The sequence below is a fragment of the Arenimonas oryziterrae DSM 21050 = YC6267 genome (assembly GCF_000420545.1).
Lineage (GTDB): Bacteria > Pseudomonadota > Gammaproteobacteria > Xanthomonadales > Xanthomonadaceae > Arenimonas > Arenimonas oryziterrae.
Window position 1 is genome coordinate 366,901 of sequence record NZ_ATVD01000002.1, and the last position, 14,985, is coordinate 381,885.

Annotated in this window: 16 protein-coding genes; 3 read left to right on the forward strand and 13 right to left on the reverse strand. The window is 66.2% G+C overall.

From position 1 onward, the window contains the following. Positions 1-26 precede the first annotated feature (26 nt). Together G467_RS15700 and G467_RS15705 are read right to left on the reverse strand one after the other, a co-directional pair. Positions 27-2,390 carry a putative bifunctional diguanylate cyclase/phosphodiesterase gene (locus G467_RS15700; RefSeq protein ID WP_022968909.1) on the reverse strand — a complete coding sequence of 788 codons (2,364 nt, stop codon included), beginning with the start codon at positions 2,388-2,390 and terminating at the stop codon, positions 27-29. Between the two features lie 10 nt (positions 2,391-2,400). Beyond that, complete coding sequence (locus G467_RS15705; RefSeq protein ID WP_022968910.1) at positions 2,401-3,096, reverse strand: methylamine utilization protein; 696 nt, start codon at positions 3,094-3,096, stop codon at positions 2,401-2,403. Positions 3,097-3,184: 88 nt separating this feature from the next. On the opposite strand from G467_RS15705, the gene G467_RS0106435 reads away from it, so the two are divergent. Genes G467_RS0106435 through G467_RS0106445 form a run of 3 tightly spaced genes read left to right on the forward strand, consistent with a single transcriptional unit; the run spans position 3,185 to position 5,229 of the window. Beyond that, a complete protein-coding gene (locus G467_RS0106435) occupies positions 3,185-4,003 on the forward strand; it encodes an SDR family NAD(P)-dependent oxidoreductase (protein WP_022968911.1) in 819 nt (272 codons plus the stop codon). 4 nt (positions 4,004-4,007) lie between these two features. After that, the gene (locus G467_RS0106440) at positions 4,008-4,688 is read left to right on the forward strand and encodes a DUF6445 family protein (protein ID WP_022968912.1); all 681 of its coding nucleotides are present in this window, start codon (positions 4,008-4,010) and stop codon (positions 4,686-4,688) included. Between the two features lie 31 nt (positions 4,689-4,719). After that, complete coding sequence (locus tag G467_RS0106445; protein ID WP_022968913.1) at positions 4,720-5,229, forward strand: DNA-deoxyinosine glycosylase; 510 nt, start codon at positions 4,720-4,722, stop codon at positions 5,227-5,229. Between the two features lie 6 nt (positions 5,230-5,235). Here the strand turns inward: G467_RS0106445 and G467_RS0106450 are convergent, their stop codons facing one another. The 11 genes from G467_RS0106450 to gmd all read right to left on the reverse strand — a co-directional run bounded on the left by G467_RS0106450 (position 5,236) and on the right by gmd (position 14,936). Then, positions 5,236-6,171, reverse strand: a complete 936-nt coding sequence (locus G467_RS0106450) for an isopenicillin N synthase family dioxygenase (RefSeq protein WP_022968914.1) — start codon at positions 6,169-6,171, stop codon at positions 5,236-5,238. A gap of 46 nt (positions 6,172-6,217) precedes the next feature. Next, positions 6,218-7,558, reverse strand: a complete 1,341-nt coding sequence (gene glmM, locus G467_RS0106455) for a phosphoglucosamine mutase (protein WP_022968915.1) — start codon at positions 7,556-7,558, stop codon at positions 6,218-6,220. Positions 7,559-7,563: 5 nt separating this feature from the next. Then, on the reverse strand, positions 7,564-8,439 hold the full coding sequence (gene accD / locus G467_RS0106460) for an acetyl-CoA carboxylase, carboxyltransferase subunit beta (protein WP_022968916.1): 876 nt from the start codon (positions 8,437-8,439) through the stop codon (positions 7,564-7,566). Between the two features lie 118 nt (positions 8,440-8,557). Further along, a complete protein-coding gene (trpA, locus tag G467_RS0106465; RefSeq protein WP_022968917.1) occupies positions 8,558-9,364 on the reverse strand; it encodes a tryptophan synthase subunit alpha in 807 nt (268 codons plus the stop codon). Then, complete coding sequence (locus G467_RS0106470) at positions 9,361-9,672, reverse strand: DUF3144 domain-containing protein (RefSeq protein WP_022968918.1); 312 nt, start codon at positions 9,670-9,672, stop codon at positions 9,361-9,363. Before G467_RS0106470 ends, trpA begins: the two co-directional genes overlap by 4 nt. Positions 9,673-9,714: 42 nt before the next feature. Next, positions 9,715-10,917, reverse strand: a complete 1,203-nt coding sequence (trpB, locus tag G467_RS0106475) for a tryptophan synthase subunit beta (protein WP_026802433.1) — start codon at positions 10,915-10,917, stop codon at positions 9,715-9,717. Positions 10,918-10,936: 19 nt separating this feature from the next. Beyond that, positions 10,937-11,590 (reverse strand): phosphoribosylanthranilate isomerase, encoded by a 654-nt coding sequence (locus G467_RS0106480; RefSeq protein ID WP_022968920.1) that lies wholly within the window; start codon positions 11,588-11,590, stop codon positions 10,937-10,939. Between the two features lie 61 nt (positions 11,591-11,651). Further along, positions 11,652-12,212 (reverse strand): zinc metalloprotease, encoded by a 561-nt coding sequence (locus G467_RS0106485; RefSeq protein ID WP_022968921.1) that lies wholly within the window; start codon positions 12,210-12,212, stop codon positions 11,652-11,654. Positions 12,213-12,246: 34 nt separating this feature from the next. After that, positions 12,247-13,014: a tRNA pseudouridine(38-40) synthase TruA gene (truA, locus tag G467_RS0106490; protein ID WP_022968922.1), complete on the reverse strand. Its 768-nt coding sequence runs from the start codon at positions 13,012-13,014 to the stop codon at positions 12,247-12,249. Between the two features lies 1 nt (position 13,015). Then, entirely contained in the window at positions 13,016-13,918 is a 903-nt protein-coding gene (locus tag G467_RS0106495) for an NAD-dependent epimerase/dehydratase family protein (protein ID WP_022968923.1), read from the reverse strand. After that, positions 13,902-14,936: a GDP-mannose 4,6-dehydratase gene (gmd, locus tag G467_RS0106500; protein ID WP_022968924.1), complete on the reverse strand. Its 1,035-nt coding sequence runs from the start codon at positions 14,934-14,936 to the stop codon at positions 13,902-13,904. Before gmd ends, G467_RS0106495 begins: the two co-directional genes overlap by 17 nt. Positions 14,937-14,985: the final 49 nt, after the last annotated feature.

Genomic DNA, 14,985 nt, shown 5'->3' on the forward strand with positions numbered 1-14,985 from the left:
GCCAGGCTTTGCCCTGCGGCCCGGGCTCAGACACGCAGGTCGTGCATCGCTGCCGCCGGTGTTCCTGCCGAAAAATCCCGGGCCCAGGCCGAGAGCGCGTCCCCGGCCAGCGGCGGACTGAGGAAATACCCTTGCGCCATGTCGCAACCCAGCCGCGCGAGCAGGGCCAGACTGTCCTCGGTCTCCACGCCCTCCGCGATCACGCGCAGGCCCATGTTATGCCCGAGTTCGATCGTCGAACGCACGATCACGGCGTCATCGCTGTCCTCGGTCATCTGCATGACAAAACTCTTGTCGATCTTGAGTTCATCTACCGGCATGCGCTTGAGCTGGGCGAGAGAGGAATAGCCGGTACCGAAATCGTCGATCGCCAGGCGCATGCCGATCGCGCGCAGGCGATGGAGCATGCGCACGGCGTAGTTGACGTCGCGCATCAGGGCGCTTTCGGTCAACTCCAGAATCAGTCGCTGCGGCGGGACGTCGTGCCGTTGCAGGCAGGCCAGGATGAAATCCGGCAGGTCGGCGTCCATGAGATCGATCGCCGACAAGTTCACCGCGATGCCCAGATCCAGCCCCTGCTCGCCCCATTTTTTCTGCTGCGCCAAAGACCGATCCAGCACATACCGGGTGAGCTCGTGGATGAAGCCGGAACGCTCGGCCAGCGGCACGAATTCGTCGGGACGCACCGGACCGAGCTGCGCATGCGTCCAGCGCACCAGCGCCTCGGCATGCAGTACGCGACGGCTGCCGATCTCGACCTTGGGCTGGAATTGCAGGCTCAATTCGTCGCGTTCGATCGCGTGGCGCAAGTCGCCCATGAGCGCGAGCTGGCGCAGGTGCACCTCGTCGCGGCCGCTCTCGTACAGGGCAACGCCCTGGCGCGTTTCCTTGGCGTCGTACAGCGCGATGTCGGCGCGACGCAGCAGCGTTTCCGCCTCTTCGCCGTGGTCGGGGTACAGCGCCAGGCCGATGCTGGCGTCCAGATTGATGCGGGTGCTGGTGAGGTCGAGCGGCTGACGCAGCGAATGCAGCAGCAAGGTCGCACGCTCCGGCGCCTGCCCGCGCTCGACGTTTTCCATGAGCACCAGAAACTCGTCGCCGCCCAGACGCGCGACGAAATCCCCGGCGCGCACGGCCTGGCGCAAGCGCTTCGCCGCTTCGACCAGCACGCGATCGCCGAAGCCGTGGCCGAGGGTGTCGTTGATTTCCTTGAAGCGGTCCAGATCGATCATCAGCACGGCGCTGCATTCGCGATCATCGCGATGACGGGCGATCGCCGCTTCCAGCTCATCGCGTGCCCGCGCCCGGTTGGGCAGACCGGTGAGGCTGTCGTGGCCGGCCTGGTGCAGGATTTTTTCCTCGCGCCGGGCGATGCCTTCCTGCATTTGCCCGAACGCATTGGCGAGATGGGCGATCTCGTCCTTGCCGGCGATCGCCACGGGCCGTGAATAGTCGCCCTCGGCGATGCGCTGGGCCGCCTCCGCCAGTTCGCCCACCGGCCGGCTGACGCCGCGCGCGATGACCATGGCCACGGCCAGCGCCAGCAGTCCGGCAAGCGCGGACAGCATCAGCACGCGGAACTTGAGCGCGGCATAGGGCGCCATCGCTTCGTCGAGCGAGCCTTGCAGCAGCACGCGCAGATCGCCCTGCGCGGCCTGCCCCAAGGGCTGCGCGGCAGTGAAGTACTGGCGACCGTCCAGGCTCATTTCCCGCACGCCCGCGCCCGATGCCGGCAGGACGGAGGAACGTAGCGCGCGCAGCGGCGCCGGCGCGAGGCTGGACGCGAACACCTGCACGCCGTCCGGCGCGGTCTGCACGAAACTGGCATCGAGGCCGGTCAGCGCGCGAAAGTCGCGCGCATAGTCGTCGGTGAGCACGGAGCCCACCGCCACCCAGGCGATCAAGGACGGTGCCCGGATCGGCACCAGGGCCACTTGGCAAAGCTTGCCATCGAGCATCAGCACCGATTGCGCGTAACCGTCCGCTTCGGCCTGCCGCAGCAGGGGCGCGAGCGCCGCGGCGGTCGCGGCGCCATCGCCCTGCCCGGCCTGCCAACGACCGTCCGGCGACAGCACCACGGCCACATCTGCGCCGATGCGGCTGCCCTGATTCGCGAGTGCCGATGCCACCGTGCCGGGATCGCCGGAAGCGATGGCGGCCTTGAATCCGAAATCGTCGGCCAGCACCACGACCGAATCGAGCAACTGGCTGCTGCGGTTGTCGTTAAAGCGCTGCCAGACGCGCTGGCCCACATGGATCTCTTCACCGAGCTGCGAGCGAACGCTGCGCTCCGTCGCGACCTGCACGACCGCGAACGTCGCCAGCTGTGCCGCCAGCACCACCAGGATCAGCAGCGCGATGATCTTGTCGCGGAAGCGACGGCGGCCCATGGTCGCGGCCTCAGCGCGCCGGGACCGGAGACACGGCGGGGGCCGGTTTCAGACGCCGGTTGCCGCGCCGCGGTGGCGGTGGCGGCGTCAGCTGCAGATGCACGCGGCGCGGGGCCGAGGTGCCTAGGCCCACAACAAGTTCCTCACGCACGGGCTCGCCGGCCAAACGCGGATGCCAGGTTTCCAGGCGATACCGGCCGGGCGGCAGGCTCAGCACGGCCTGGCCCGCAGCGTCGGTCTTGGCGAAATACGGGGTATCGAGCACGACGATGTAGCCGATCATCCAGTCGTGGATGTTGCAACCGACCACGACGACGCCGGGTTTTTCGAAACGCAGGGGCGCGGCCGGCGTTCCGGCATAAAGCGGCAGGTCGAAGGGCTTGGCCGGAGAGAACGAATAGACCTGGTGACGGATGTTGTCGCTGTTGGGGAAGGTCACGATGCTGCCGACGGCGATCGCCAGCACGCCGGGCACGAACTGCGAACTGTGCTGATCCATGATGCCTTTGCCGGCGCTGACGGCCGGATGCGCGTCCAGTGCGATCGCACTGACCACGGCGTCGGCCAGCGGCTTCCGGTGACCGTCGTCGACACCGACCTGCAATTCAGCGGCGCCGGCCAGGCCGCAGAACAGGCCCAGCGCGACCACCATGCCCACGGCGCGCCGCGGCGTCGCGCTCCCTTTTCCCGCCTGTCGGATCGGCATCGCTTTCCCCTTGTCGGGCGGCAGGCGGTCGGGCTGGTGGGCCGCAGGGCCCAGGCCGCACAATCGAGCACCTTCCCGGAATGACTCCATGTCCAGCACGACTCCCCTCGCGAACAACCCCGGCTACGTCCTGATCACCGGCGCCTCTAGCGGCATCGGCGCGGAAATAGCCCGGGAATATTCCCGGCGCGGCAGGTCGCTCATCCTGACGGCCCGACGCACGGATCGATTGGAAGCACTGGCGCGCGAACTCGGCGTGAATGCGCCCTGTGTGGTCATTACGTCCGACCTGTCGCAAGCGGATGCGCCGCGACGCCTGTTCGCCGAAACGCAGGCGCGCGGACTGCATGTCGACACCCTGGTCAACAACGCCGGATACGGTGTGCCGGGTCGCTATCTGTCCAGCGACTGGCGGGTGCACGCCGATTTCCTGCAGGTGATGATCACCGCCGTCGGCGAACTGACCCATTTGTATCTGCCCGCCATGGAGCAGGCCGGGCGCGGTCGCATTCTCAACATCGCCTCGCTGGCCGGACTCGTTCCCGCCTCGGCCGGGCATACGATGTATGGCGCGACCAAGGCCTGGCTGATCCGCTTCTCCGAATGCCTCGCGCTGGAGACCGCCCCGCGCGGCGTGTTGGTCACCGCGTTGTGCCCGGGTTTCACCTATTCCGAATTCCACGACGTCAACGGCATGCGCGAGAAGATCTCGAAAATGCCGAAATTCCTGTGGCTCACCAGCGAACAAGTCGCCCGCATCGGCGTCGACGCGGTCGAAGCGGGCAAGACGCGCGTGATCACCGGCGCGCCCAACAAGCTGGTCGCTTTCCTGTGCAAATATCTGCCCGATGCCCTGGCGCGCGCGCTGGTGGCGAGCAAGACCAAAGACTTCCGGGATGCCGAATAATCCGATGAACATGAACCGGCCCGCGCCACCGCGCATCGCGATGCTGCCCTATCGCAAACCCACCGAGGGTCGCGACTACTGGGTGCTCGACGACGCCCTGCCCAATGCGCTCGCCGTGCGCGAACGCTGCCTGGCCAAGACCGACTGGATCGAGGGCTATCCGCACAAGCCGGAAAGCTGGCCGGGACTGCGCGCGATTCCCGCGCTGGAACCGGAAGAACTCGCACCGCTCGAAGCCTGGGTGCGCAAGGCCACCGGCGCCGACAAGCTCTGGGAAGAAACCACGGCCGACGGTCAGCGCCTGAATCACAACTGCGTGCAGGTCGTGGGCGAAGGCGAATGCGAATCGCGCCCGCATACCGACTCGCGCAAGCTGTGCCGGTACGCGGCCGTGCTGTATCTCAATCCCGACGTCCCCGACGACTGCGGCACGAGTTTCTACCGGCAGCGTCTGCCCAACGGGCAGCTCGGCGGCAATATGGTATCGCCGCCGCACGCCAATCTCGTCGAGGCCCTGGGCACGCGTTTCGTGCCGCCCAACTCCTTCGCCGAGGATGTGCGGATCGCGCACCGGTTCAATCGCCTGCTGGTGTATCGCAGCAATCTCATCCACAGTGCGACCGAGTACTGGGGCCACACGCTGGCGGAGAAACGCATGGCGGCCGTGTTCTTCTGGATGGCCTGAGCAGCGCGCGGCCCTCGCCTTGAAAAGACCCGTGCCCACTGAGCCAGGTCGCGTCCGCAGCTTCGCCCCGATCGCCGACGCCAACGCCCGCCTGCTGATCCTGGGCAGCATGCCGGGCGAGGCCTCGCTGCAGGCGCAGCAGTACTACGCCCATCCGCACAATCTGTTCTGGCCGATTCTCGGCGAAGCGGTCGGCGCCCTGCCCTCGCTGCCCTATGAGGAGCGCACGCAACGTCTGCGTGATTCAGGCATCGCGGTCTGGGACGTACTCGCGCATTGCCGGCGCCCCGGCAGTCTCGACGCGGCGATCGACCTGCGCTCGGCGCAGGCCAACGATTTCGCTGCGTTCTTCGACGGACATCCGCAGCTGCGACGCGTGTTGTTCAACGGCGCCACGGCAGAAGCGATCTTCCGCCGGCAGGTCGCGCCCGCACTGCCGACTCGGGCCCTGGAATGGCGGCGCCTGCCCTCGACCAGCCCAGCGAATGCCTCGATACCGCGTGCGGAAAAATTCGCCGCCTGGCTCGAGGCCCTGCGCTGATCCGGCTCAGACCAGCTTGATCTCGCGCAGCCGCTCCATCAGGTACTCGTGCGAGGTGATCGGCGTCGGGTAGCGGTTGGGATTGTCCGCGCTGATGCAGCCCGGCAGCGTCTCGATGAGGAAATCGGGATTGGGATGCAGGAAGTACGGCGTCGAATAGCGCGGCTTGCGCGCGGCCTCGCCCGGCGGATTGACCACGCGATGCGTGGTCGACGGATACACGTGGTTGCTCAGGCGCTGCAGCATGTCGCCGATGTTGACGACGATCGTGTCGGCTTCGGAAGTGAACGGCACCCAGTCGCCTTTCTGCGATTTGACTTCCAGACCGGCCGCGCTCGCGCCGACCAGCAAGGTGATGAAGTTGATGTCCTCATGCGCGCCGGCGCGCACGTTCGGAATATTGTCGGCGGTGATCGGCGGGTAGTGGATCGGCCGCAGGATCGAATTGCCGTTATTGGTCTTGTCGGCGAAGTAGTCCGCGGACAGACCGATGTGCAAGGCCAGCGCCGAGAGCACGCGCGAACCGAGCGCATCGAGTGCCTCGTAAAGTTCGTAGGCGTAATGCTTGAACGACGGCACTTCCTCCGGCCACAGGTTCGGCGGCATCACGACGGCGTACTTCGAGCCCGCCGGCAGTTCGCGACCGACGTGATAGAACTCCTTGAGATCGGCGTACTTGGAGTCCTTCGCCGTTTCGATGCCGAACGGCGTGTAGCCGCGCGCGCCGCCGCTGCCCGGCACGTGGTATTTGCGTTTGGTCGCTTCGGGCAAGGCGAAGAAAGCCTTGAACGCCTCGTAGGCGCCGTCGATGAGCGCGGGCGAGATGCCATGACCGCTGATGCCGCAGAAACCCCATTCGCGATACGCGGCGCCGAGTTCGGCGACGAAGGCGTCACGGTCGCTGTCGAAGCGGCGGATGTCTAGGGAAGGAATCTGGCTCATGGCGGGTCTCGATGGCAAAAGGAATTCAGTGAAGATCGGGCACGCGTCACACCGACTCGCGCACCACCGCGGAAAGACGGTCGAGCACGTGCTGCATCAGCGTCGCGTCGGCAGCTTCGACCGTGACACGCACGACCGGTTCGGTGCCCGAGGGTCGCAGGACGAGCCGGCCCTTGCCGTCCAGGGCCGACTCGGCTTCGGCACGCGCCGATTGCACCGCCGGCGCGTCCAGCGGCCGGGCGCCGGGCGCGATGCGCACGTTGACCGTTTTCTGCGGCAATGGCTGATAGGCAGCGAGTGCGTCCTTGAGCGAGATCCGGCGACGCTGCAGCACGTCCAGCACCTGCAACGCAGCGACGATCGCGTCGCCGGTGCTTGCGCGGTCCAGGCACAGCAGGTGCCCGGAGGCTTCGCCACCGAGCATGCCGCCGCCCTCGACCAGGGCCTGATGCACGAAACGGTCGCCGACTTTGGCACGCACGAAGGCGATGCCGAGATCACCCAGCGCTTTTTCCATCGCGTAGTTGGTCATCAGCGTGCCGACGACCGGACCGCGCAGGCGACCTTGCTGTTTCCAATCGGTAGCGAGCAGGTAGATCAGCGCGTCGCCGTCGAGCAGACGACCATCACCATCGACCATCAGCACGCGGTCGCCGTCGCCGTCGAACGCGATACCGAGATCGGCACCGGTCTGGCGCACGTGCGCGATCAGGGCTTCCGGGTGCGTGGAGCCGACGCCGCGATTGATGTTGAGGCCGTCGGGCTGCACGCCGATCGCCGAGACCGTTGCGCCCAGTTCCGCGAACACCTTCGGCGCCACCTGGTAGGTCGCGCCATGGGCGCAGTCGAGCGCGATCGTCATGCCACGCAGGGACAGGGACCCGGGCACGCTGGCCTTGCAGAACTCGCCGTAGCGGGTCAGCGCATCGGATACGCGCGCGACCTTGCCCAGGTCTTCGGAAGCGACGGTGGAGAACGGCTGATCGAGCTCGGCCTCGATGGCGAGTTCGACCTCGTCGGCCAGCTTCTCGCCGTGTGCGGAAAAAAACTTGATGCCGTTGTCTTCGTGCGGATTGTGCGAGGCGGAAATCACGATGCCGGCATCGGCACGCAAGGAGCGCGTGAGATAGGCGACGGCCGGCGTCGGCATCGGGCCGAGCATGCGCACGTCCGCGCCAGCGGCGACCAGGCCCGCTTCGAGCGCGGCCTCGAACATGTAGCCGGAGATCCGCGTGTCCTTGCCGATGACGACGGTCGCCTGCTGTTTGTCGCCGGCCAGCACGCGGCCCGCGGCACGACCCAGGCGCAGCATGAAATCGGCGGAGATCACGCCCTCGCCGACACGGCCGCGGATGCCGTCGGTACCGAAATACTTGCGCGCGGCCATGGCTCTCAGCCCTCGGCGACGACCGGAGCGGGCTGCTTCATCATCAGCGCCAGCAGCGCCGCCAGGCGATCGCGCATTTCCCGGCGGTCGACGATCATGTCGACGGTGCCGTGATCACGCAGGAATTCGGAACGCTGGAAACCTTCGGGCAAGGTCTCGCGCACGGTCTGCTCGATCACGCGCGGACCAGCGAAACCGATCAGGGCCTGCGGTTCGGCGATGTTGAGATCGCCCAACATCGCCAGCGACGCGGTGACGCCGCCGGTGGTGGGATGGGTGAGCACGGAAATGAACGGCAGGCCGGCCTGGCGCAGACGACCGATGGCGGCCGAGGTCTTGGCCATCTGCATCAGCGAAAACAGGCTTTCCTGCATGCGCGCGCCGCCCGAGGACGAGAAGCACACCATCGGGCAGCCCACTTCCAGCGCCCGCTCGGCCGCAAGCGCGAAACGCTCGCCGACCACCGAACCCATCGAACCGCCCATGAAACGGAATTCGAAAGCGCTGGCGCAAATGTCGCGGCCATGCAGCTTGCCCTGCACCGAGATCAGCGCGTCTTTCTCGCCGACGGCTTTCTGGGTGGACTTGATGCGGTCGGCGTATTTCTTCTGGTCCTTGAAGTGCAAGGCATCGACCGGACCGAGTTCGTCGCCGATCTCCAGCACCGGACCCTCGTCGAGGAAGGTCGCCAGGCGCTCGCGCGCGCCGATGCTCATGTGATGCGCGCACTTGGGGCAGACGCGCAGGTTCTTTTCCAGCTCCGGACCGTACAGCGCGGTGCCGCAGCTGTCGCATTTTTCCCACAGGCCTTCGGGCACACCGCGCTTGCCGCCACCCTGGGTGCGGATGCGCGCCGGCATCAATTTGGTCAACCAGCTCATCGAGCCACTCGCAATATTCTGTGAAGGGGGAGTTTATAGCCGAAATACGCGTGGGGAATCGGCTGCCCGACCGGAATGCCGGTCCCAGCCGCCCGCACCGCCCCGATTTGCACGAGGATCACTCGCCGGCATCCAGGGCCGCACGCAGGGGCGCGAGGAACTCGCGGGCCCGGGTGGCAGCGTCTTCGGGCGTCGCGGCCGTCGCCAGGCTTTCGACCAGGGCGCTGCCGACCACGATGCCGTCGGCGATCGGCGCCATCGCCGCGGCGGAGGCCGCGTCCTTGATGCCGAAGCCGATCAGAACGGGTACTTTGGCCATCGCACGCAACGCACCGGCCTTGGCGACGACGTCGCCGGCATCGACGATGCTCGCGCCGGTCACGCCGGCGAAACTGACGTAGTAGAGATAGCCCTGCGATTGCGTGGCCAACTGCGCCAGGCGATCGGGCGACGTCGTCGGCGCGGCCAGGGAAATCAGGTCGAGACCGTGCGCGGAAAATGCCGTACGCATCGGCGCGGATTCTTCCGGCGGCAGATCGACCAGCAGCACGCCGTCGACCCCGGCGGCGATCGCGTCCGCGGCGTAACGATCGACGCCACGAATCTCGATCGGGTTCAGATAGCCCATCAGCACAACCGGCGTGTCGGTGTCGCGGCGACGGAATTCGCGCACGCAGTCGAACACGTACGAGGTGTTCACGCCGCGCTCGAGCGCGCGTTCGGAACTGCGCTGGATGACCGGACCGTCGGCCATCGGATCGGAAAACGGCACGCCGAGCTCGACCATGTCCGCACCGGCGTCCACCAGCGCATGCATCACCGCGACCGTCGCTTCCCGCGAGGGATCGCCGGCGGTGATGAACGGCACCAGGGCCTTGCGGCCATCCGTGCGCAGACGCGCGAATGTCGCCTCGAAACGACTCATTCGGCCTGGCTCGGACCCGTTGCGGCGCGTTCGTTGATGAGGTTGCTGAGGTTTTCCTCGAGCGCACGACGATAGAGGTCGGTCATGTACGCGACGAATTCCTCGCGCTCGGTCTGCGGCGAGGCGGCGATGCCCAGGAACGCATGCGAGTTGTAGCGCGCTGCGGCGTAGAGCACGGCGAAGCTCACGCGCTTGTCGCCCTGCTGGCGGGCCTGGCGATTGGTGACTTCGAGATATTCGTTGACGCAGGCGAACAGGGCCGGGTCGAGCTGCTGGCCTTGCGGAGCGGATTCGGGCGTGGTGCTCATTGGGATTCCTTGGTCGAAAGTGAAGGCGGTTTCTGGGAGAGATTAAAGCGTGATGCCTTCGCGCTTGGCGATGGTGTAGATGTCCTTGTCGCCGCGGCCGGACAGATTGGCGAGCACGAGCGCGTCCTTGGGCAGGTTGCGCGCCAGCTTTATCGCCTGCGCGATCGCGTGACTGGACTCCAGCGCCGCGAGGATGCCTTCGGTGCGCGCGAGCAGGTGGAAGGCTTCCATGCATTCGGCGTCGGTGATGCCGGCATACGTCGCGCGGCCGGTGTCCTTGAGGAAGGCATGTTCCGGGCCGACACCCGGGTAGTCCAGACCGGCGGAAATCGAATGCGTCTCGATGATCTGGCCGTCGTCGTCGCAGATGAGATAGGTGCGGTTGCCGTGCAGCACGCCCGGACGTCCGGCCGACAGCGAGGCCGCATGCTTGCCGGTGGCGATGCCCTCGCCCGCCGCCTCGGCGCCGCACAGCGCGACGGCACGATCGTTGAGGAAGGCGTGGAAGATGCCGATCGCGTTGGATCCACCGCCGACGCAGGCGGTGACGGCGTCGGGCAATCGCCCGTAGTCCGCGAGCATCTGGGCCCGCGCTTCGCGGCCGACCACGGCGTTGAAATCGCGGACCATGCGCGGATACGGACTGGGGCCGGCGACGGTGCCGATGATGTAAAACGTGTCGTGCACGTTCGACACCCAGTCGCGCATCGCTTCGTTCAGCGCATCCTTGAGCGTCTTCGAACCCGAATGCACCGGCACGACTTCCGCGCCGAGCAATTTCATGCGGAAGACGTTGATCGCCTGGCGCTCGATGTCGACCGCACCCATGTAGACCACGCATTTCAGGCCCAGGCGCGCAGCGACGGTCGCCGAAGCGACGCCGTGCTGGCCCGCGCCGGTCTCGGCGATGATGCGCGTCTTGCCCATGCGCTTGGCGAGCATCGCCTGGCCGATGGTGTTGTTGATCTTGTGCGCGCCGGTGTGGTTCAGGTCCTCGCGCTTAAGCAGGATGCGCGCGCCGCCGACATGCTTGCTCAGCCGCTCGGCCTCGTAGATCGGGCTGGGACGGCCGACGTAGTGGCGATAGTCGTGCTGGAGTTCGGCGAGGAATTCCGGTTCGTCGCGATAGCGGTCGTAGGCGGCGGCGAGTTCGGCCAACGGCGCGATCAGCGTTTCCGAAACGAAGGTACCGCCGTAGTTGCCGAAATGGCCGTCGGCATCGGGATAGACGCCGTAGTCGGCGATCGATGCGGTATCGGGCGCCTTACCCGACGGGTTGTTGACCTTCGCGTTGCTGGAAATCGGCACGTCTGACCTCGTCCACGAACTGCTGCATTTTCTCGCCGTCCTTCAGGCCCGGCGAACTTTCGATCCCGCTCGACACGTCCACCGCGTAGGGCCGGACCTGGCGGATCGCCAGGCCGACATTGCCGAGGTTCAATCCGCCGGCCAGAAACATCGGCCGGCCGAGGTCCGGCGCGAGGGTCCAGTCGAAGCTTTCGCCACGGCCACCGGACTGTCCCGGACCGTGCCCGTCGAGCAGGAAAGCGGAAGCCGAAGGATAGCGTTTTCTGGCCGCCAAGGGGTCCTCCGAACCCGGCCCCATGGGCAGGGTTTTGAGGTACGGAAGGCCGAAACTGCGACAGAACGCATCGTTTTCGCCGCCGTGAAACTGCAGCAGGGTCGGACGCAGGGTCCGCACCACCTCCAGGACCTCGCTGCCGCCGGCATCCATGAACAGGGCGACCACGTCCACTAGAGGCGGCACCGCCGCGCGCAGACCGGGCAACTGGGCCAGGCTCAGACGTCGCGGGCTGCCGGGCGCAAACACGAAGCCCAGGGCATCGACCCCCAGCTCCACCGCCAGGCGCACGTCACCCGGACGGGTGAGACCACAGAATTTGATGCGGGTGCGCATGGGCGGGGCCCGGAGACGGGGACGCTCCGATTGTAGGCCTGTCGCGGAAGGGGCGCCTCCCTCAGTCCTTTCGCGGGCTCCAGGGGCCTTTCGTCACCGAACCGCGCTTTTTCGGCTTGCGCCGTTCCGCCCAAAGAATCGGAAACAGCGCCCAGGCTTTGCCGCCATCCAGAGCTCGACTGGGTGCGAGGTTGACGAACGCAGTCAGCGCGCTCAGGTAGCCGAGGAAGGCAACCACCGGCCCCATGCCCGGCACATCGCCCAGAGAAATGGTTTGCGCCAGCACGATCAGCGGGATGGCCACAGCGAACTGGGCCAGCACGCCACCCCAGGCGATGATCGCCTCGTCTTTGCGGGTTTCGGGTGCCTGGAAGCAGCACAGACCATGCAGAAAGCCCAGATAGATATCCAGAGACCGGTAGCCGAGCCTTCCTGCGACGAACGCATGTCCACTCTCATGCAACAGGAGGATGCCAAGGTAGGAGCAGATCGTAATCGGTGCGAGCACGGGATGGCGGTACGACATCATCAGGATGCCGCCCATGACGATGAATACCGACCAGTGCACATGAACTCGCGCACCGAAGATCTTGAGAAAGGTAATTCTCTTGTAGCCGGTCATGGCATTCCGTGCGCGTGAACGAGACGACGTCGCACTACAGGGTCACCGATGGCGGAAGCCGCCATTCGGCGGGATATTTCGGGCCCAGGAACACCAGACCTTCGGCCGGCGCAGTCGGACCGGCGACGGTGCGGTCCTTGCCGGCGAGCAGGCGGCCGAGCCAATCCTCCGGCTGTTCGTGCAGGCCCACCAGGATCAGGCTGCCGACGATGTTGCGCACCATGTGATGCAGGAACGCGTTCGCCTGCACCTCGACGATGACCTGGTCGTCGTCGCGACGCACGGCGATGTCGTGGAGATGACGATTGGGATGCTTGGCCTGGCATTGCGCGGTGCGGAACGCACTGAAATCGTGCTCGCCGCACAGCGCCTGCGCGGCGCGATGCATCGCGTCGGCATCGAGCGGGCGGCGTTCCCAGCTGAGGAATTGCCGCTGTATCGCCGGCGGCACCGGCCGGTTGAGGATGCGATAACGATAGCGGCGCGCCCGCGCGCCATAGCGTGCATGGAACGCGTCGTCGACCGGCTGGCACCACAGCACGCGCACGCCGGCGGGCAGCCGCGTATTGGTGCCCAGCACCCAGGCACGCGCATCGCGCTCGGCTTCGCTGTCGAAATGCACGACCTGGCAGGCCGCATGCACGCGCGCGTCGGTACGCCCGGAGCACACCACCTCGACCAGATGATGCGCGACAAAGCCCAGCGCCTCTTCGACCGCCGCCTGCACGGTCGGACCACCGTCGTGGCGCTGCCAGCCGAGAAAATCGCTGCCGTCGTATTCGATGCCGAGAGCCAGGCGCATTCTAGGCCCGGTACATCCATTCCAGCGTTTGCGGCAGCGTGTAGTCGTCGAGCGCGCCGACCGCCGCGAGCAGGCGGACATTGGTGCCCGACAGACGCTGCACCTCGTTCGCGCGCACGAAGGCCGGATTGACCTGGATGTCGATGCGGTAGCCGGCCAGCGATTCCAGCGTGGCGATCGCCTCGCGCAACGAATAGGCGCGACCCGAGCACAGATTGAACGTCGCGCCGACCGGCGCGGTTTCGACCAGCCGGCGATAGGACTGCGCAACCGAACGCACGTCCCAAAAATCGCGGGACACGTCGACATTGCCCAGCTCGATGACCGGCGCGCGGCGGCGGAAGTGATCGACGATCTTGGGCAGCACGAAATTCGGCGACTGGCCCACGCCGGTGTAGTTGAACGGCCGCGTGAACACGATCGGCAGGCGATCCATCCACAGGCGCGCCATGTATTCCATCGCCAGCTTGCTGACGGCGTAGTCGTTGGCCGGGGTCGCCGGCACCGTCTCGTCGATGATCTCGACGTCGGCATTGCCGTAGATGTTGGCGCTACTGGCGAGCACGACCACGCGCGGCCGGTGTTCGGCCTTCGCCAGGGCCTCGAGCAGATTGCGCGTGCCGACGACGTTGACGCGGTAGATCGCGTCGGCATCGCCGTGCGCGACGAAGGAAATCGCGGCCAGATGCACGACAACGTCGGGTCGCGCGGACAGGATCGCCGCTTCGGCCGCGGCGCGATCGGTCAGATCGACGGTGAGCCAGTCGGCTTCGTCGTTGACCTGGTGCGTGAGCCCGATGACGCGATAGCCTGCGGCTTCCAGTTCGCGTGCGACGTAGTGGCCGGTGAAGCCGCAGATGCCGGTGACCAGCGCCCGTGGCTTCCCGTCAGAAGGAGAAACCACGCTCGTTCCTGGCGATATCGGCATCGACCATCATCTTGCACAGTTGCTCGAGCGTGGTCGTCGGTTTCCAGCCCAGCTTGGCCGTGGCCTTGGCCGGGTTGCCGATCAGCAACTCCACTTCCGCCGGGCGATAGAACTTGGGATTGATGCGCACGAGCGTGCGGCCCGTCTCGCGGCAGACGGCGGTCTCGCCCTCGGCCTGGCCCTTGAAGTCGAGCGCGATACCCGCGCCCTGGAAGGCCATCGTGACGAAATCGCGCACGGTTTCGGTGCGATTGGTCGCGAGCACGAAGGTGTCGGGCGCGTCGGCCTGCAACATGCGCCACATGCCGTCGACGTAGTCCTTGGCATAACCCCAGTCGCGCTTGGCGTCGAGGTTGCCCAGCTCGAGTTCGTCGAGCTTGCCCAGTTTGATCTTGGCGACACTGTCGGTGATCTTGCGGGTCACGAATTCGCGGCCACGCAGCGGCGATTCGTGATTGAACAGGATGCCGCTGCTGCCGAAGATGTCGTAGGACTCGCGGTAGTTGACCGTGATCCAGTGCGCGTAGAGCTTGGCCACGCCGTAGGGACTGCGCGGATAGAACGGGGTTTCCTCGACCTGCGGCACGGCCTGCACCTTGCCGAACATTTCCGAGGTCGACGCCTGGTAGAAGCGGATCTTCGGATTGACGATGCGGATCGCCTCGAGCAGGTTCAGCGGTCCGATGCCGGTGATCTGCGCGGTCGCGATCGGCTGGTCGAACGAGACACCGACGAAACTCTGCGCCGCCAGGTTGTACACCTCGGTGGCTTCGCTGGTTTCGAGCAGGCGGATGCTGGACGCGAAATCGAGCAGGTCGTGCTCGATCAGATGCAGGTTGGGATGGTTCTGGATGCCCAGTTCCTCGATGCGCCAGAAATTGACCGAACTGGTGCGTCGATAGGTACCGTAAACGCGGTACCCCTTCTCAAGAAGCAACTGCGCCAGATAGGCGCCGTCCTGACCGGAAATGCCGGTGACTACTGCAGATTTCATTGATTGCCTGATCGTTTTGTTTGGTTGCTGCTGCGGCCGGGCCCGCAGG